Annotated in this window: 15 protein-coding genes and 1 tRNA gene; 14 read left to right on the forward strand and 2 right to left on the reverse strand. The window is 57.6% G+C overall.

Annotated elements, in window-relative coordinates; genetic code table 11:
* The 10 genes from ACI48I_RS00005 to rpoC all read left to right on the forward strand — a co-directional run.
* Positions 1–118, forward strand: a 118-nt coding sequence (locus ACI48I_RS00005) for an EF-Tu C-terminal domain-related protein (protein WP_446033001.1), incomplete at its 5' end; no start/stop codon positions are given.
* Positions 119–228: 110 nt separating this feature from the next.
* Positions 229–304 (forward strand) — tRNA-Trp (locus tag ACI48I_RS00010).
* Positions 305–340: 36 nt separating this feature from the next.
* Positions 341–730, forward strand: a complete 390-nt coding sequence (secE, locus tag ACI48I_RS00015) for a preprotein translocase subunit SecE (RefSeq protein ID WP_193688060.1) — start codon at positions 341–343, stop codon at positions 728–730.
* Positions 730–1,356: a transcription termination/antitermination protein NusG gene (gene nusG / locus ACI48I_RS00020; protein ID WP_498572976.1), complete on the forward strand. Its 627-nt coding sequence runs from the start codon at positions 730–732 to the stop codon at positions 1,354–1,356. The genes secE and nusG overlap by 1 nt, the downstream gene beginning before the upstream one ends.
* A 110-nt stretch (positions 1,357–1,466) precedes the next feature.
* On the forward strand, positions 1,467–1,898 hold the full coding sequence (gene rplK / locus ACI48I_RS00025; RefSeq protein WP_193688062.1) for a 50S ribosomal protein L11: 432 nt from the start codon (positions 1,467–1,469) through the stop codon (positions 1,896–1,898).
* Positions 1,898–2,593 (forward strand): 50S ribosomal protein L1, encoded by a 696-nt coding sequence (rplA, locus tag ACI48I_RS00030; RefSeq protein WP_193688063.1) that lies wholly within the window; start codon positions 1,898–1,900, stop codon positions 2,591–2,593. The genes rplK and rplA overlap by 1 nt, the downstream gene beginning before the upstream one ends.
* A gap of 274 nt (positions 2,594–2,867) precedes the next feature.
* On the forward strand, positions 2,868–3,398 hold the full coding sequence (gene rplJ / locus ACI48I_RS00035; RefSeq protein WP_193688064.1) for a 50S ribosomal protein L10: 531 nt from the start codon (positions 2,868–2,870) through the stop codon (positions 3,396–3,398).
* Positions 3,399–3,461: 63 nt separating this feature from the next.
* Positions 3,462–3,836 carry a 50S ribosomal protein L7/L12 gene (gene rplL, locus ACI48I_RS00040; protein ID WP_193688065.1) on the forward strand — a complete coding sequence of 125 codons (375 nt, stop codon included), beginning with the start codon at positions 3,462–3,464 and terminating at the stop codon, positions 3,834–3,836.
* Between the two features lie 274 nt (positions 3,837–4,110).
* A complete protein-coding gene (rpoB, locus tag ACI48I_RS00045) occupies positions 4,111–8,220 on the forward strand; it encodes a DNA-directed RNA polymerase subunit beta (RefSeq protein ID WP_498572977.1) in 4,110 nt (1,369 codons plus the stop codon).
* Between the two features lie 100 nt (positions 8,221–8,320).
* A complete protein-coding gene (gene rpoC, locus ACI48I_RS00050) occupies positions 8,321–12,571 on the forward strand; it encodes a DNA-directed RNA polymerase subunit beta' (protein WP_193688067.1) in 4,251 nt (1,416 codons plus the stop codon).
* A gap of 128 nt (positions 12,572–12,699) precedes the next feature.
* On the opposite strand, the gene ACI48I_RS00055 is transcribed toward rpoC, so the two are convergent.
* A complete protein-coding gene (locus ACI48I_RS00055) occupies positions 12,700–14,658 on the reverse strand; it encodes an AAA family ATPase (RefSeq protein WP_498572978.1) in 1,959 nt (652 codons plus the stop codon).
* Positions 14,659–15,125: 467 nt separating this feature from the next.
* Positions 15,126–16,325: an ABC-three component system protein gene (locus ACI48I_RS00060; RefSeq protein WP_498572979.1), complete on the reverse strand. Its 1,200-nt coding sequence runs from the start codon at positions 16,323–16,325 to the stop codon at positions 15,126–15,128.
* Positions 16,326–16,634: 309 nt separating this feature from the next.
* Here ACI48I_RS00060 and ACI48I_RS00065 point away from each other — a divergent pair, with 309 nt between their 5' ends.
* The 4 genes from ACI48I_RS00065 to sodC all read left to right on the forward strand — a co-directional run bounded on the left by ACI48I_RS00065 (position 16,635) and on the right by sodC (position 19,110).
* Positions 16,635–17,138, forward strand: a complete 504-nt coding sequence (locus ACI48I_RS00065; RefSeq protein ID WP_498572980.1) for an arsinothricin resistance N-acetyltransferase ArsN1 family B — start codon at positions 16,635–16,637, stop codon at positions 17,136–17,138.
* 19 nt (positions 17,139–17,157) lie between these two features.
* Positions 17,158–17,724: a cysteine hydrolase family protein gene (locus tag ACI48I_RS00070; protein ID WP_498572981.1), complete on the forward strand. Its 567-nt coding sequence runs from the start codon at positions 17,158–17,160 to the stop codon at positions 17,722–17,724.
* A 66-nt stretch (positions 17,725–17,790) separates the two neighbouring features.
* Positions 17,791–18,483 (forward strand): alpha/beta hydrolase, encoded by a 693-nt coding sequence (locus ACI48I_RS00075; protein WP_498572982.1) that lies wholly within the window; start codon positions 17,791–17,793, stop codon positions 18,481–18,483.
* 99 nt (positions 18,484–18,582) lie between these two features.
* The gene (gene sodC, locus ACI48I_RS00080) at positions 18,583–19,110 is read left to right on the forward strand and encodes a superoxide dismutase [Cu-Zn] SodC (protein WP_498572983.1); all 528 of its coding nucleotides are present in this window, start codon (positions 18,583–18,585) and stop codon (positions 19,108–19,110) included.
* Positions 19,111–19,148 lie beyond the last annotated feature (38 nt).

Below are 19,148 nucleotides of genomic sequence, written 5' to 3' on the forward strand. Positions count from 1 at the left end.
CGTGTCGATCACCGTCAAGCTGATCAACCCGATCGCGATGGAAGAAGGCCTGCGCTTCGCAATCCGCGAAGGCGGCCGTACCGTCGGCGCCGGCGTCGTTGCCAAGATCATTGCCTAAGCAATAAAGAAGTTGTAGGGCCGAAGAGGTGGTGCCAACCACCTCTTCAAAAACATTCTGCACTGTGCGTTCGTATAGTGTAGAATGCGCGATTCAGCTGAAGTCTTCGTAGGGGTGTAGCTCAATTGGCAGAGCGTCGGTCTCCAAAACCGAAGGTCGCGGGTTCGATTCCCTCCGCCCCTGCCACCGAATTCTGGTGCGCAGCACCGAAAGTAAAGAAGAATGTCTAATCAATCCGTGCAAACCGTTAGCACCTCGAATGACAAGTTTAAGGTGGTCCTGGCGGTGGTTGCCGCGATTGCAGGCGTAATCGGGTTCTTTTACCTGAAAGGCCAGAACAAACCAGCCTTGGTCGCCGGCGGCGCCCTCTTGGCTGGTTTAGTTTTTGCTGTCCTGCTTTTGTGGTCCTCCACTTCCGGTCGCGAGTTCCTGAACTTCGCCAAAGAGTCCGTTCGCGAAACCAAGAAAGTCGTCTGGCCGAGCCACAAGGAAGCGCGCATGATCACCCTGATCGTGTTTGCCTTCGTGGTCGTGATGGCGATCTTCCTGTGGGGCACGGATAAGCTGTTGGAATTCCTGCTGTACGACCTGATCCTGGGGTGGAAACAATAATGAACGAAAATGTGCAAGACAATACGCCGGACGAAGTTCCGGCGTCTGACGCTGGCGCACCGGCTCAGGACGCTCCGCTGAGCGTCCCGGTCAGCAACAAGCGCTGGTATGTCGTTCATGTCTACTCGGGTATGGAAAAGAGCGTCATGCGCGCCCTGACCGAGCGCATCGAGCGCGCCGGCATGAGCGAGCAGTTCGGCCAGATCCTGGTCCCGACCGAAGAAGTCGTGGAAGTCAAGAACGGCAGCAAATCGGTTACCGAGCGCCGCTTCTTCCCTGGCTACGTGCTGGTCGAGATGGAAATGACCGACGAGACCTGGCACCTGGTGAAAAACACCAGCAAGGTGACCGGCTTCATCGGCGGCAAATCGAACAAGCCAACCCCGATTCCGGCGCGCGAGATCGACAAGATCATGCAGCAGGTCCAGGAAGGCGTCGAGAAGCCTCGGCCGAAAGTGCTGTACGAAGTGGGCGAGCAGGTCCGGATCAAGGAAGGCCCGTTCACCGACTTCAACGGCAACGTCGAGGAAGTGAACTACGAAAAATCGAAGGTGCGTGTGACGGTGACCATCTTCGGCCGCGCAACTCCGGTAGAACTCGAGTTCGGGCAGGTAGAAAAAGTTTAAACGCAGTAATCGGAGCGTCGCAGCAGCAAGGCGGAATCCGGTAAGAGGAGCCCCGCCGAAGCGAGTAGTCGCGGTGGGGCGCTACTACTCAAAGCCAATTAGGAGCCATCATGGCAAAGAAGATCATTGGTTTTATCAAGCTGCAAGTGCCAGCTGGTAAAGCAAACCCATCCCCACCGATCGGCCCAGCGCTGGGTCAGCGCGGCCTGAACATCATGGAATTCTGCAAGGCGTTCAACGCCCAGACCCAGGGTGTCGAGCCAGGCATGCCGATCCCGGTCGTGATCACCGCGTTCGCCGACAAGTCCTTCACCTTCGTGATGAAGACCCCACCGGCAACCTACCTGATCAAGAAAGCCGCCGGCATCACCAAAGGTTCGCCGAAGCCACATACCGACAAGGTTGGCACGCTGAGCCGCGCCCAGGCCGAAGAGATCGCAAAAACCAAGCAGCCGGACCTGACCGCCGCCGACATGGACGCCGCAGTGCGTATCATCGCCGGCTCGGCACGTTCGATGGGCATCACGGTGGAGGGTGTGTAATGGCTAAGATTTCCAAGCGCGTCAAAGAAATGAAAGCGAAAGTCGACCGTAACAAGGTCTACGCCTTCGACAACGCAGTGTCGCTGGTCAAGGAATTCGCCACCGCCAAGTTCAACGAGTCGATCGACGTGTCGATCCAGCTGGGCGTGGATCCGAAGAAGTCGGACCAGGTCGTTCGTGGTTCGGTCGTCCTGCCAGCAGGCACCGGCAAGACCGTGCGCGTCGCTGTCTTCGCTTCGGGCGACAAGGCTGAGGCTGCACGTGCAGCCGGCGCCGACATCGTCGGTATGGAAGACCTGGCCGAGCGCGTCAAAGCCGGCGACATGCCTTTCGACATCGTCATCGCTTCGCCTGACACCATGCGTATCGTCGGTACCCTGGGCCAGATCCTGGGTCCACGCGGCCTGATGCCTAACCCGAAGGTCGGCACCGTCACCCCTGACGTCGCCACCGCGGTGAAGAACGCCAAAGCCGGTCAGGTCCAGTACCGTACCGACAAGGCAGGTATCATCCACGCCACGATCGGCCGCAAGTCGTTCGCTGACGCCGACCTGCAAGCCAACCTGGCTGCACTGATCGACGCACTGAACAAGGCCAAGCCGGCCACCTCGAAGGGCGTGTACCTGCGCAAGGTCGCGATCTCGTCGACGATGGGCGCAGGCGTCCGTGTCGACCACGCTTCGCTGGCTGCTTAAGTTTTATAAAGAATCAAGTCCCCGCAAAACATCAGCGGGGCGCATCTTTGGGCTGTTGCAGCAGACATGCTGCGGCAGGCAATCAAAGACCGTTGGGCCGGGCGCAGTGGTTGGGCAACTGGTTAATACATCACCCAACGCAGATGGTGTACCCGAACAAGTTTTGTAGTCCATGCTGCGTGAATTCATCCGCGTTAGTTTGACTTCTTAACTTCGGACGCCGTGTTCGAACCGATGCAAACGCTTTTGTTTGCATTAATTAAGGAGATTGACCGTGGGTCTTAATCTGAATGACAAAAAGGCCGTCGTCGAAGAAGTGAGCGCGAAAGTAGCATCCGCGCAAACGATCGTCGTGGCCGAGTACCGTGGCATCCAGGTTAGTCACTTGACGAAACTCCGTGCAACCGCACGTGCCCAGGGTGTGTACCTGCGTGTTCTGAAGAACACGCTGGCGCGCCGCTCTGTCGAAGGCACGCAGTTTGCCCCGCTGGCTGACGCCATGACCGGTCCGCTGATCTATTCGATCTCGGACGACGCCGTTGCTGCCGCTAAAGTCATCGCTGACTTTGCGAAAACCAACGACAAGCTGGTCGTGAAAGCCGGTAACTACGCAGGTAAGCAGCTCGACGTAGCTGGTGTTACCGCGTTGGCAAGCATTCCGTCGCGTGAAGTCCTCATCTCGCAGCTGTTGGGCGTGATGCTGGCTCCGGTGTCGGGCTTTGCACGTGGCTTGGCTGCCCTGGCAGCGAAAAAAGGCGAAGGTTCGGAAGCTGCTCCTGCAGCCGAAGAAACCGCTGCAGCGTAAGCGCAGCCCTTTTTCTCAAGTAACTGATCTGTACTACAAACACACACAAATCTGGAGTTTCAAATGGCAATTAGCAAAGACGATATCCTGAACGCAGTGAGCGAAATGTCCGTCATGGACCTGAACGAACTGGTCAAGGCATTCGAAGAGAAGTTCGGCGTGTCGGCAGCTGCAATGGCAGCACCGGCAGCTGGCGGCGGCGCTGCTGCTGCTGCTGTCGAAGAGCAGACCGAGTTCAACGTTGTTCTGACCGAAGTCGGCGCGAACAAGGTCGGCGTCATCAAAGCCGTCCGTGAAATCACCGGCCTGGGCCTGAAGGAAGCCAAAGACGTCGTCGACGGCGCTCCGAAGACCGTGAAAGAAGCCCTGCCGAAAGCTGACGCTGAAGCCGCCAAGAAAAAGCTGGAAGATGCTGGCGCCAAGGCCGAACTGAAGTAATCAAAAGCAATGGGCATCGCAAGGTGCCCAAAGCCGGAGTCAAAGCTTGCAAGCCCCGCCGGAAGGCGGTGCTGCGGCTTTGGCTCTTTTGTCGTCCCTGCGGCAAACGTAATACCCGGCAGTACGCGGCACGCAGCACCGAACAAATCGTAGCACAGCAGTCGCTTGTCCTTTTCATCTGACGGAACAGCAAGAGAATTGAGGCCTTGTATGTGGTCGCTCCACCACTGGCAATCTCTGAATTCTCATCCTTTCTGTCACTCACGGAGTGTCCATGCACTACTCATTTACTGAGAAGAAACGCATTCGCAAGTCGTTCGCGAAGCGCGCCAACGTTCACAACGTTCCATATCTTCTGGCTACCCAGCTTGAATCCTACGAGAATTTCCTGCAGGCGGACGCTGGTCCTACCGTCCGCAAGAACGAAGGCCTGCAGTCGGCTTTCAGCTCGATCTTCCCGATCGTGTCGCACAACGGCTTCGCGCGTCTCGAATTCCTGTCCTACGTGCTGGGCGATCCTGCCTTCGACGTCAAGGAATGCCAACAGCGTGGCCTGACCTTCGCTTCTCCACTCCGTGCCAAGGTGCGTCTGGTGATCCTGGACAAGGAATCGCCAACCAAGCCGGTCGTCAAGGAAATGAAAGAGCAGGAAGTGTACATGGGCGAATTGCCGCTCATGACCGCCAACGGTTCGTTCGTCATCAACGGTACCGAGCGTGTGATCGTCTCGCAGCTGCACCGTTCCCCGGGCGTGTTCTTCGAGCACGACCGCGGCAAGACGCACTCGTCCGGTAAGCTGCTGTTCTCGGCACGTATCATTCCTTACCGCGGCTCGTGGCTGGACTTCGAGTTCGACCCGAAAGACATCCTGTTCTTCCGCGTCGACCGCCGCCGCAAGATGCCGGTGACGATCCTGCTGAAGGCCATTGGCATGACGCCGGAACAGATCCTGGCGAACTTCTTCGTGTTCGACAACTTCAACCTGCGCTCCGAAGGCGGCGAACTCGAGTTCGTCTCCGAACGCCTGCGCGGCGAAGTTGCGCGCTTCGACATCGTCGATCCGAAGACGGGTAAAACCATCGTCACCAAGGACAAGCGCATCAATGCCAAGCATGTGCGCGACATCGACGCGGCCGGCATCAAGGCCATCTCGGTTCCTGAAGACTACCTGATCGGCCGTATCCTGGCCCGCAACATCGTCGACGCCGACACCGGCGAAATCATCGCGTCCGCCAACGACGAGCTGACCGACGAGCTGCTGGGTAAGCTGCGCGACGCCAACGTCGACGCAATCCAGACCCTGTACACGAACGACCTGGACCAAGGCGGCTACATCTCGCAAACCCTGCGCACCGACGACACCGCCGACCAGATGGCCGCGCGCGTGGCGATCTACCGCATGATGCGTCCTGGCGAACCGCCAACCGAAGAATCGGTCGAAGCCCTGTTCAACGGCCTGTTCTACAGCCCTGAGCGCTACGACCTGTCGGCCGTCGGCCGCATGAAGTTCAACCGCCGCATCGGTCGCGACGAGCTGACCGGCGCGATGACCCTGTCGAACGACGACATCCTGGCCGTGATCAAGATCCTGGTCGAGCTGCGCAATGGCCGCGGCGAAGTCGACGATATCGATCACCTGGGTAACCGCCGCGTGCGTTGCGTGGGCGAACTGGCCGAAAACCAGTTCCGCGCCGGCCTCGTGCGCGTTGAGCGCGCCGTCAAGGAACGCCTCGGCCAGGCCGAAGCGGACAACCTGATGCCGCACGACCTGATCAACAGCAAGCCGATCTCGGCCGCGATCCGCGAATTCTTCGGTTCGTCGCAGCTGTCGCAGTTCATGGACCAGACCAACCCGCTGTCGGAAATCACGCACAAGCGTCGTGTTTCCGCCCTCGGACCTGGCGGCCTGACCCGCGAACGCGCCGGCTTCGAGGTGCGCGACGTGCACCCGACCCACTACGGCCGCGTCTGCCCGATCGAAACGCCTGAAGGCCCGAACATCGGCCTGATCAACTCGCTGGCTCTGTACGCCCGCCTGAACGAATACGGCTTCCTGGAAACCCCGTACCGCAAGGTCGAAGGCTCAAAAGTAACCGACAAGATCGACTACCTGTCCGCCATCGAAGAAGGCCGCTACATCATCGCCCAGGCGAATGCAGCGATCAACGAAGAAGGCCAACTGGTCGACGAACTGGTCTCGGCACGTGAAGCCGGCGAAACCATCCTGGTGTCGCCTGAGCGCATCCAGTACATGGACGTCGCGCCTGGCCAGATCGTCTCGGTCGCCGCTTCGCTGATTCCGTTCCTCGAGCACGATGACGCGAACCGTGCACTGATGGGCGCGAACATGCAGCGTCAGGCCGTTCCCTGCCTGCGTCCTGAAAAGGCGCTGGTCGGTACCGGTATCGAGCGCACCGTGGCAGTCGACTCGGGCACCACCGTGCAGGCTGTGCGTGGCGGCGTCGTCGATTACATCGACGCGGGCCGTGTGGTTATTCGTGTCAACGACGACGAGGCGCAAGCCGGTGAAGTCGGTGTCGACATCTATAACCTGATCAAGTACACCCGTTCGAACCAGAACACCAACATCAACCAGCGTCCGATCGTGCAGGTTGGGGACCGCGTTGCCCGTGGCGACGTGATTGCCGACGGCGCATCGACCGACCTGGGCGAACTGGCCCTGGGCCAGAACATGCTGGTCGCGTTCATGCCGTGGAACGGCCTGAACTTCGAGGACTCGATCCTGATCTCGGAAAACGTCGTCAAGGACGACCGTTACACCTCGATCCACATCGAAGAGCTGTCGGTTGTCGCGCGCGACACCAAGCTGGGCGCGGAAGAAATCACCCGCGACATCTCGAACCTGGCTGAAAACCAGCTGGCGCGCCTGGATGAATCGGGCATCGTCTACATCGGCGCCGAAGTCACCGCCGGCGACGTGCTGGTCGGTAAAGTCACGCCGAAGGGCGAGACGCAACTGACGCCTGAAGAGAAGCTGCTGCGCGCGATCTTCGGCGAAAAAGCGTCGGACGTGAAAGACACCTCGCTGCGCGTGCCTTCGGGCATGGTCGGCACCGTGATCGACGTGCAGGTGTTCACCCGCGAAGGCATCACCCGCGACAAGCGTGCACAGCAGATCATCGACGATGAGCTGAAGCGTTTCCGCCTGGACCTGAACGACCAGATGCGTATCGTGGAGGGCGACGCCTTCCAGCGTCTGGAGCGTATGCTGGTGGGTAAGGTCGTCAACGGCGGCCCGAAGAAGCTGGCGAAAGGTGCGGTTATTACGTCGGAATACCTGGCTGACCTGGACAAGTTCCACTGGTTCGACATCCGTCCAGCCGACGACGAAAGCGCCAACGCACTGGAAGCGATCAAGGAATCGATCAACGAGAAGCGCCACCAGTACGACCTGGCCTTCGAAGAGAAGCGCAAGAAGCTGACGCAAGGCGACGAGCTGCAGCCTGGCGTGCAGAAGATGGTCAAGGTCTACCTGGCCGTCAAGCGCCGCCTGCAGTCGGGCGACAAGATGGCAGGTCGTCACGGTAACAAGGGTGTAGTCTCGCGTATCGTGCCGGTGGAAGACATGCCGTTCATGGCGGACGGCACCCCGGCCGACGTCGTGCTGAACCCGCTGGGCGTTCCGTCGCGTATGAACGTCGGCCAGATCCTCGAAACCCACCTCGGTTGGGCGGCGAAGGGCCTGGGCCTGCGTATCGGCGAAATGCTGCAGAAGCAGGCAGCCGTCGAAGAAGTCCGTGGCTTCCTGGGCCAGGTCTATAACGAGACCGGCAAGAAGGAAGACCTGGACGGCTTCAGCGACGAAGAAATCATGGGCCTGGCCGGCAACCTGAAGAAGGGTGTGCCGTTCGCAACGCCGGTCTTCGACGGCGCGCACGAGACCGAGATTCACCGCATGCTGGACCTGGCTTACCCGGACCACATCGCAGCGCACCTCGGCATGACGCCATCGAAGAACCAGGTCACGATGTACGACGGCCGCACCGGCGAAGCGTTCGAGCGCAAGGTCACCGTCGGCTACATGCACATGCTGAAGCTGCACCACCTGGTCGACGACAAGATGCACGCGCGTTCGACCGGTCCGTACTCGCTGGTGACGCAGCAGCCGCTGGGCGGTAAAGCCCAGTTCGGTGGCCAGCGCTTCGGTGAGATGGAGGTGTGGGCACTGGAAGCGTACGGCGCATCGTACGTGCTGCAGGAAATGCTGACTGTGAAGTCGGATGACGTGAACGGCCGTACCAAGGTGTACGAGAACCTGGTCAAGGGTGACCACGTGATCGACGCCGGCATGCCTGAATCGTTCAACGTGCTGGTCAAGGAAATCCGCTCGCTGGGTATCGATATCGACCTCGAGCGTAACTAAGAAGGTAGGGAAGGGGAGCCTTTCCCTTCCCGATTACCCGATTGGTTTGGGGTGCACGATGCACCCCGAAATAGAAATTTAGTCACCTCTGGAGTGATACATGAAAGCACTGCTCGATCTATTCAAGCAAGTACAGCAAAATGAAAGCTTCGACGCCATCAAGATTGGCCTGGCGTCGCCCGAAAAAATTCGTTCGTGGTCGTTCGGTGAAGTCAAGAAGCCCGAGACCATCAACTACCGTACGTTCAAGCCTGAGCGTGACGGCTTGTTCTGCGCCAAGATCTTTGGCCCGATCAAGGATTACGAATGCCTGTGCGGCAAGTACAAGCGCCTGAAGCACCGCGGCGTCATCTGCGAAAAGTGCGGCGTCGAAGTCACGCTCGCCAAAGTGCGCCGTGAGCGCATGGGCCACATCGAACTGGCATCGCCAACCGCGCACATCTGGTTCCTGAAGTCGCTGCCGTCGCGCCTGGGCATGGTCCTGGACATGACGCTGCGCGACATCGAACGCGTGTTGTACTTCGAAGCATATGTCGTGACCGATCCTGGCATGACCCCGCTGAAGAAGTGCCAGATCATGTCGGAAGACGATTACGCCGCCAAGTACGAAGAGTACGGCGACGACTTCACCGCCTACATGGGCGCCGAAGGTATCCGTGAACTGCTGCGCTCGATCGACATCCACCGCGATGCCGAAGCCCTGCGCGTGGAACTGAAGGAATCGAAATCCGAAGCCAAGATCAAGAAATACGCCAAGCGCCTGAAAGTGCTCGAGGCATTCCAGCGTTCGGGCATCAAGCCTGACTGGATGATCATGGAAGTGCTCCCGGTCCTGCCGCCGGAGCTGCGTCCGCTCGTCCCGCTGGATGGCGGCCGTTTCGCGACCTCCGACCTGAACGACCTGTATCGCCGCGTCATCAACCGTAATAACCGCCTGAAGCGCCTGATGGAACTGCGCGCGCCGGAAATCATTACGCGTAACGAAAAGCGCATGCTGCAGGAAGCAGTCGACTCGCTGCTGGACAACGGCCGTCGCGGCAAAGCGATGACCGGCGCCAACAAGCGTCCGCTGAAGTCGCTGGCCGAGATGATCAAGGGTAAGGGCGGCCGTTTCCGTCAGAACCTGCTGGGCAAGCGCGTCGACTACTCGGGCCGTTCGGTCATCGTGGTCGGTCCGCAGCTGAAACTGCACCAGTGCGGCCTGCCGAAGCTGATGGCCCTGGAACTGTTCAAGCCGTTCATCTTCAACAAGCTCGAACTGATGGGTCTGGCGACGACCATCAAGGCGGCGAAGAAGCTGGTCGAAATCCAGGAACCGGTGGTCTGGGACATCCTGGAAGACGTCATCAAAGAACACCCGGTCATGCTGAACCGTGCACCAACCCTGCACCGTCTCGGTATCCAGGCGTTCGAGCCGGTCCTGATCGAAGGTAAAGCCATCCAGCTGCACCCGCTGGTCTGCGCGGCGTTCAACGCCGACTTCGACGGTGACCAGATGGCAGTCCACGTGCCGCTGTCGATCGAAGCGCAGATGGAAGCGCGTACCCTGATGCTGGCGTCGAACAACATCCTGTTCCCGTCGAACGGCGAGCCGTCGATCGTGCCGTCGCAGGATATCGTGCTGGGTCTGTACTACGCGACGCGCGAGGCGATCAACGCCAAGGGCGAGGGCATGCTGTTCCCGGACGTGTCGGAAGTCATCCGCGCCTACGACAACAAGGAAGTCGAACTGGCGACCCGCATCACCGTGCGTATCGTCGAGTACCCACGTGTTGCCGGCAGCGACGAGTTCGAGCGCACCGTCACGCGTTACGAAACGACCGTCGGCCGTGCCATCCTGTCCGAGATCCTGCCGAAGGGCCTGCCATTCTCGGTGCTGAACCGCGCCCTGAAGAAGAAGGAAATCTCGAAGCTGATCAACACGTCGTTCCGCAAGTGCGGCCTGCGTGCGACCGTCGTGTTTGCCGACAAGCTGATGCAGTCGGGCTTCCGCCTGGCGACGCGCGCCGGTATCTCGATCGCCGTCGACGACATGATGATCCCGGACGTCAAGAAGGGCATGATCGCGACCGCCGAAGCGGAAGTGAAGCAGATCGAGCAGCAGTACAGCTCGGGTCTGGTCACGGCCGGCGAGCGTTACAACAAGGTCGTCGACATCTGGGGCAAGACCTCCGATGAAGTCGGCAAGGCGATGATGGACCAGCTGAAAGTCGAGCCGGTCACCCGTCGTGACGGTACCGAAGGCACCCAGGAATCGTTCAACGCGATTTACATGATGGCCGACTCGGGCGCCCGTGGTTCGGCAGCCCAGATTCGCCAGCTGGCCGGTATGCGCGGCCTGATGGCGAAACCGGACGGTTCGATTATCGAAACGCCGATTACCGCGAACTTCCGCGAAGGCCTGAACGTGTTGCAGTACTTCATCTCGACGCACGGCGCCCGTAAGGGTCTGGCCGACACCGCGCTGAAGACCGCAAACTCGGGTTACCTGACCCGCCGCCTGGTCGACGTGACCCAGGATCTGGTGGTGATCGAGGACGATTGCGGCACCACCAACGGCACGCACATGAAGGCGATGGTCGAAGGCGGTGAAGTCATCGAAGCGCTGCGCGACCGTATCCTCGGCCGCGTGACGGGCACCGATGTCGTCAATCCTGAAACCCAGGAAACCGTGTACCCGGCCGGCACGCTGCTGGACGAAGACATGGTCGAAGAGATCGAGCGCCTCGGCATCGATGAGGTGAAAGTCCGTACGCCGCTGAACTGCGACACCCGTTATGGCCTGTGCGCACATTGCTACGGCCGTGACCTCGGCCGCGGTTCGATGGTGAACAGTGGCGAAGCAGTCGGCGTCGTGGCAGCCCAGTCGATCGGTGAGCCGGGTACCCAGCTGACCATGCGTACCTTCCACATCGGTGGTGCGGCATCGCGTGCGGCAGTGGCCTCGTCGGTCGAAGCCAAGTCGAACGGCACGATCCGCTTCACGGCGACGATGCGTTACGTCACCAACGGCAAGGGTTCGCAGATCGTCATCTCGCGTTCGGGCGAAGTCCTGATCACGGACGACCATGGCCGCGAGCGCGAGCGCCACAAGGTGCCGTACGGTGCGACCCTGATCGTCAAGGATGGCCAGCAAGTCAAGGCCGGTACGGCCCTGGCAACCTGGGATCCGCTGACCCGTCCGATCATTACCGAGTACGCCGGTACGATCCGCTTCGAGAACGTGGAAGAGGGCGTCACCGTCGCGCGCCAGGTCGACGAAGTGACCGGTCTGTCGACCCTGGTCGCGATCGATCCGAAGCGTCGTGGCTCGGCCGGTAAAGTGCTGCGTCCGCAGGTCAAACTGCTGAACGAACAGAACCAGGAAGTCAAGATCGCCGGCACCGAACACGCCGTGACGATCGGTTTCCAGGTCGGCTCGCTGATCATGGTGAAAGACGGACAAGCTGTCTCGGTGGGTGAAGTGCTGGCACGTATCCCGACCGAATCGCAGAAGACCCGCGACATTACCGGTGGTCTGCCGCGCGTTGCCGAACTGTTCGAAGCACGTTCGCCGAAAGACGCGGGCATGCTGGCGGAAGTCACCGGTACGGTGGCCTTCGGTAAGGAAACGAAGGGCAAGCAGCGTCTGGAAATCACGGACATGGACGGCAACAAGCACGAGTTCCTGATCACCAAGGACAAGCAAGTGCTGGTCCACGACGGTCAAGTCGTGAACAAGGGCGAGATGATCGTCGATGGTCCGGCCGATCCGCAGGATATCCTGCGCCTGCTGGGTATCGAAGCGCTGGCCCGTTACATCGTCGACGAAGTGCAGGACGTTTATCGACTGCAGGGCGTTAAGATTAACGACAAGCACATCGAAGTCATCGTCCGTCAGATGCTGCGCCGTGTGGCGATCGTCGAAGCCGGCGACACCGACTACATCGTCGGCGAGCAGGTGGAGCGTTCGGAGCTGCTGGAAGAGAACGACCGCATGGAAGCCGCGGGCAAGCTGCCGGCAACCTACGAAAACGTGCTGCTGGGTATTACCAAGGCATCGCTGTCGACCGATTCGTTCATCTCGGCCGCATCGTTCCAGGAAACCACCCGCGTGCTGACCGAAGCGGCGATCATGGGCAAGCGCGACGGCCTGCGCGGCCTGAAGGAAAACGTCATCGTCGGCCGCCTGATTCCTGGCGGTACCGGTCTGGCATTCCACCGCGCCCGCAAGGAGAAGGAAGTGTGGGAGGCGGAAGAGCGCCAGGCACTGCTACAGCAGGAGAAGGCGAACATGGCTGCCGAACTGCAGGCGATGGAAGACCAGCAGAATGCGGCGGCTCCGGCTGAGCATCATGGTGACGCGGAGTGATCGGTTCGATTGCTGAGTAGTTGCTAGCTAGTTAAACGGCACCCTGAGGGGTGCCGTTTTTTTTTGCGCGACGGATTAGCGAACTATAACGCGACCATTTCGAAATGCGTCCAAACAGCGAAAATTAGTTATTGCGGACCGTTCTGACTAGAATCAGCGTCCCAAAAAAGACCTTTTTCAGCGGTGCCGCGTTTGCTAAACTGCTTTACCACTGTTAGCTCGGATTCGTCTGCAAACGCTTCAGGGAAGTCATTATCTACAATAATAATCTGGCAGAAATTGTTGTTCGATTTGGCGAGCTTGGAAAGAGAAATAAGCTGCGAGAAAATGTTTTCGTATAATTTCGGGTCGGAGACCTCCGACGCGTCGTCCGTATCGCGATGCCTCCCGATATTCTGTCCAGGGGTGTCGATCATCAAGAACGAAGGAAGATTTGTATGCTCGGCAAGCGTATATCGAAGTCGAATAAAATATGAGCCAATCGACGTAATTGTACGAACGCCTCCTGAGGACGTATTGTAGTAACTGATGTCTCGGAACCAAGGGGTAAATCTCCGGTCGATATCAACTCCAAAGACGTTTTGAAGCCCACTCTTCCGTAAGTAATCATGAAAGAACGACGTCAATTTCTCAACTACTTCCGCCAGCCCGATTAGTTTCTCCTGAATAATTTTAATGGAGGTTTTGATTCGCTCGATGAGTAGGACCTGACTTTCAATCTGAGTTCCGACCTCACCATACTTGTTCGCGATACGTGCGTTTTTTCGAAGTTCGTTAAGTTCGTTAGCTGCAGTGGCCTTGGCCGACTCAAGTGCTTGTATAGAAGAGACTAAGGGCGAAATCGATGTAATATTGTTCTCATCAAAGCTTCGTTTCGCCTCTTTCAGCTGATATTGCAGATCACGTTCTTCTGAATCTAGCACGGCCTGCTTATCCCGAAGTTGTACTAACATCTCGTCGACACCAGCAAATCTGTTGCTTAAAGATTTCGAAAGGAGTGCGAGTTCTTCACCCTCAATAACGTCAGCATCTGACACCGACACAGCTTGAGCGCAAAGGGGACAAGGTACCTTATGGTCGGCACTATATTCGCCCAAGTACTCCCGGGCTACTTCCGATGTCCGAAGCGTTTCCAAATCAAATGAGTAAGTATTTCGCAACCGAGCAAAGCTATCATATTCCCGGTCGGAGTTCCGTCTTTCGACGGAAACCGCATTGATTCTCGCAGTCATTTCTCTGATTGCATTTCCAATTTCAGCACTTATTTCGTTAGTGAAAGAAAAATCGTTTTTCAAGCTTTCTATTTGCATATTGAACTCTTCGACAGAGCTCTCGATCGTATCGCATTTTTGCTCCAAGTCCTCGAATGACTGCGGGTCTATCTGAATCTCTTTTAAGAAACGCCGGATCGACGATTCATTATTTCTCAGTTCATTGAGCTGTGCGCTTGCCAGTCCTAAATCTTTATGCAGCTGGGTTAACTGCTCATCATAAACATTGTAGACAAACTTTTGCACCTCGACGTTCTTATTGAATACTGCACCGTTACCGTTATCGAGGAGCGATTCCGATCCAATTTTTGTTTGTTTAAGATACATCAATTTCATTAAATCCCGAAAGCTAAGCCGATCGGAATCTGAATCGTCACGAAGGCGGGACTCCTTAATGCTTACCTGAGGAATTCCTAAGGTCGCGAGAAGAAAGTCGGAAATCCAGCCATCCGGCGCCGTCTTGTCTTGAGGCGATGCCGACATTAATTTTGGAAATGTTTTTCGAATACTCTCGTAGTTTTGAAGATAGGCCCGGATAGGGCTTGAAGGCGAATGAATCTCCCTCTCAAAAGTGCATACTGTCCCGTTCAGATTAATTTCGAGGCACGCAAGCCTGCCATGATGCTTCATTTCCGCGAAAAGCAACCGCTCGTTTTTTCCACCAAGGCAGTAATCGATCAGGTTGAGAATGCTAGACTTTCCACAATCCATATCGCCCCAAATTAAATTTACGCCTTCGGAAAACTCGAAAGTGTAAATGTTCGTTGGACCTTTTACTATGAGCTGTTGGACAATGAGGTATGGACTTTTGTTCATTTATCTAATTCCTAATATTTTCTTATAGAGGACATTTTCTGAACGCGACGCCAGAAGCGAGCCTATTTCTGATAGATTGTATTCCCACTCTTCCATAAGTGGGGTTGGGATTCGAGGGGATTTCCACGCGGACGTTAGCGTAATCTCACCCTCAAGTCGCTTAACAGCTACTAGTCCTAACCTATTTAAAAATGCGATAGTTCGCCCAAAATCGCCATCATCGTCTACCGCGCCGTTTGCGATATTGTCTGGATATAGGAGTTCGTTTATTCGGAGAGATTGTTGGGGCTTGCCGAAGCTCTCTAGAAAGCTTTGTAGCGCTCGTGGGTTGCATAGCAAAAAGTCGGCAATTATCGCGACGCGCTTCGGCACGCCTTCGTTAAATTTTTTTCTCGATGATAGTGTTGAGATGATTATGAGTCGCCTTAGCGACTTACTGTAAAATTCGTCGCGGAAGTCAATGGTGTTCATTGCGTTAACGTAGCTTTAATCTTTTCGAAATCGGTATCGTCCGCCCAGATGACATCGTCGCCCAAATCATTGGCGACTTGGTGGAGCAAGCCTTTTTTATGCAAGAAGTTAAAATATTCAACGCTTGACTTCAATGCAGCACTGTCTTGGTGAACAATCTCAGAATGAACGGCCGCGAATATCTGATTTGGGCTCATTTCAGATTCACTGCATTCGTTGTATTTTTGCTGATAGAGACTTAGAACTTTGGCCTGTAACAGCTTGATTTCCTGCAAGTCGATCTTGTTGGCGCTCTTGGAAATTATTTCTGCGTTAAAGAAACAATTTTTGGCATCTTTTACGCCGTGAGTTTTGATGCCGGTTGTCATCATTTTTAGTACGAAGATTTCTTTCTCATACGAGGGGGTTTTCATTGACGCGACTGTAGAAGCAAGAGACTTCATCTGGCGTTGATAGGCTAAATCAGTTAGAAAACGTTTGACCGCTAAATAGGCGAGATCCTTTTCGTTCTGAGGCTTAGCGATCGATGTATGATCGTGCGGTACCGTCGCTTTTTGTTTTTGAGGTACAGGGAATGGTAAGGCGCTAACGGGAGAAACAAACTCGTCGTGTTGTGCTATCAGATATAAGCTCGGAGGGAGCTTGTCTTTCATTTGTGCCCAACTTTCGTTCAGTGCGTCGTTGTATTCAGATAGTGGAGATAGTTCGTTAGCATTGACGTTCAGTCCGCCGAAAAGAAGTGCCCCAAGAGCGCCTTTGTGTGGAACTGCAACCGAGACAAAACCTATTGGGGCGGGTCCGTAACCATGTTCGCGATTGAGGATCGTGCCTTTCGCAATCAAGCCACCCATACTGTGCGCGACTAAAATAACTTCCTCGTAGTCACCCAAGCTTATTGCCAGATAACTAGACAGTTCCTCGCTCAGTTTGGCCAAGGGCCGGTTAGAGCGTACCTTTCCTTGGATTCCAAATATTTTTTGAACAAAAGGTATTTTAGTAAGGAGTTTTTGGACAGGTAGCGACTGAAAGATGTCTACCGCTTTTGTAAAGTAATCGAACGTAAAGAAATCAAAATCATTCGCCAACTTTGGGTCCAGGGCAAGCATCTCGGAGAACAAGGTTCCTGTTGGATTTTTCCAAGTGTCGGATCCCCCGGTGAACCCATGGACAAAGACAACTGCGACGTTCTTAACCATTATCGTTCCTAGAAAAAACAAGCGTTCATTTTTACGCTATAGCAAGGCTTGGTCAACAACTGAATTGTTACTAAAGTGTGCCCAATAGGTATTATTCGGTTTACAATTCTGCCTGGGTTATGCGATATGACTAACGCCATTTGCATGGTGTAACGTCTTATCTCAAGCATCGGTCATGCGAGGGACTTCTTTTCGTCGATTTCTGGCTGGACAATAAGTTACCCAGATTGAATGGCTACTTAACGTGAATGCACGTTATTATTGGAGGATAGTTGTCTGATGTGCACTTAACGCCGAGCCCGTCCCGCCATGACCTCGACCCGAACCATCTGTCTCGCCACTCTCGCCGATGCCGAGCGCATCTGCACCATCTATAACCACTACATCGCGACCACGACGATCTCCTTTGAAGAGCAGCCGGTAGCGCCGGCCGACATGGCCAAGCGCATCGCGGACGTCGGCGAGGCGAACCTGCCCTGGCTGGTCATGCTCGATGGCGACAAGCTGATCGGCTACGCCTACGCCATTAAATGGCGCGTGCGCGCTGCCTACCGCTTTGCCGTCGAAAGCTCGGTGTATCTCGACCCGGACTACGCCGGCAAGGGATCTGGCACGGCGCTGTACGAAGCCCTGCTGGCCGAACTGCGCCGGCGAAAGTTGCACCTCGTCATCGGCGGCATCGCCCAGCCGAACGAAGCGAGCGTGCGCCTGCACGAGCGGCTGGGTTTTACGAAGGTTGCGCACTTCAGCGAAGTGGGACTGAAATTCGGGCGCTGGGTCGATGTCGGCTACTGGCAGCTGAAACTCAACTGACTCGCCAGGGACCCGACCCATGAACAAGCCTTGCCTCATCATCATCGACATGCAAAAGGGCATGGCCGATCCCGCGGCGGGCAGCCGCAACAACCCGCAGGCGGAAGACAACATCGCCCGGCTTTTGCAGGCCTGGCGCAAGGCCGGAGCGCCGGTCGTCCACGTGCGCCACATCTCGCGCTCGTCGACTTCCCTGTTCGCGCCCGGCCAATCCGGCGCCGAGTTCCAGGAAGCGTTGACACCACTGGCGCATGAACACGTGGTCGAGAAGAACGTCCCGGACGCGTTTATCAACAGCGCGCTCGAGCGCTGGCTGCGCGTGCGCGGGCTGAACGAGCTCGTGCTGGCCGGCGTCAGCACGAATAACTCCGTGGAAGCGAGCGCCCGCACGGCCGGCAACCTGGGTTTCAACACCGTCGTCGTCTCCGACGCAACCTTCGCGTACGCGCTGCGCGATTACGCGGGCGTGCAGCGCAGCGCGGATGAGGTGCACGCGATGGCACTCGCCAACCTGATGAGCGATTACGCGACGATCAGGGACACCGACAGTGTGCTCGACGAACTCGCGAGGGCGCTGCACCAGTAAACCTCGCGCCGCGCGTGGGCGCCCCGTCCTACACTGCTCCTGCCGACGCGACGAAGGAGGGCGGCAATGAACGACCGAGGCCATCTCAGCACGACTTATACGACGCGCAACGCCCACCCGCCGCCGTTCGAACCCGGCCTGCAAAAGCTCGGACTGGGCAGCCGGCGCGACAGTTATATCTATGTGCCGCCGCATTACCGCCCCGAACAGCCGCTGCCCCTGGTGCTGCTGCTGCACGGCGCCGGCGGCCATGCCCACGACGGCTTGCGCATCCTGCTGCACCTGGCCGACAAAGCCAATTTGATCCTGGTGGCGCCGGCCTCGCACGCCTCCACCTGGGACATCATCGCCCGCCGCGCCTACGGAGCCGACCTCGCCCTGGCCGACCGCTCGCTCGACTACGTGTTCAGGCATTATGCGATCGACCCGGCGCATATCGGCATCGGCGGCTTTTCGGACGGCGCCTCGTATGCGCTGACGCTGGGGCTGGCCAATGGCGACTTGTTCACCCATGTGCTGGCGTTCTCGCCCGGCTTCATCGGCCCCATCGACGAGCGGGGCCGGCCGCAGATTTTCGTGTCCCACGGCGCCGGCGACACCGTGCTGCCGATCGACCCCTGCGGGCGCCGGATCGCGCAGCAGTTGCAGGCTGCGGGGTATGGCTTGACCTACCGCGAGTTCGAAGGCGGCCACGTGATTCCGCCGGAGGTGGCGCTGGAAGCGGTCGCCTGGTTCACCGGAGTGCGTCCCGATCGCTGAGCCGGTGCCGTGAGCCGGACTCCCTCATCGGTTCGAATGCACTACACTGATCCGGTTGGCCCGTTTCGTTCAATAACCGGATGACTGAAAGGGAGTGACATGAAAGCTCAATGGATCTGCGCATTGGTACTCTGCTCGAGCTACGCGGCGGCGGCCGTGCACGCGGCCGAGATGCGCGCGACGATGAATGCGGTGTCGGAGGCCGGCGTCGGCAAGTCGAGCGGCACCGTGACGATCAGCGAATCGAAATTCGGCCTGGTGTTCACGCCGGCCCTGACCGGCCTGCCGCCGGGTATTCACGGCTTCCACGTGCACGAGAACGGCAGCTGCGCCACCAACCAGAAGGATGGCAAGCCGGTGCCGGCAGGGGCGGCGGGCGCGCACCTGGACACGACGGGCAGCAAGAAGCATGGCCTGCCATGGGGAGATGGACACATCGGCGATCTGCCGGCGCTGTATGTCGAAAGCTCGGGGGCGGCGAACAATCCGGTGCTGGCGCCGCGCCTCAAACTCGCGGATGTGCGCGGCAAGGCGCTGATGGTGCACGCGGGTGGGGATAATCATGCGGATCATCCCGCGCCGCTCGGCGGGGGCGGGGCGCGGATTGTGTGCGGGATTATCGAGTGAGATAAGTAATCCGCACGGCGCAAACAACAACGCCCGGT

It is taken from the genome of Massilia sp. LXY-5, assembly GCF_059801075.1.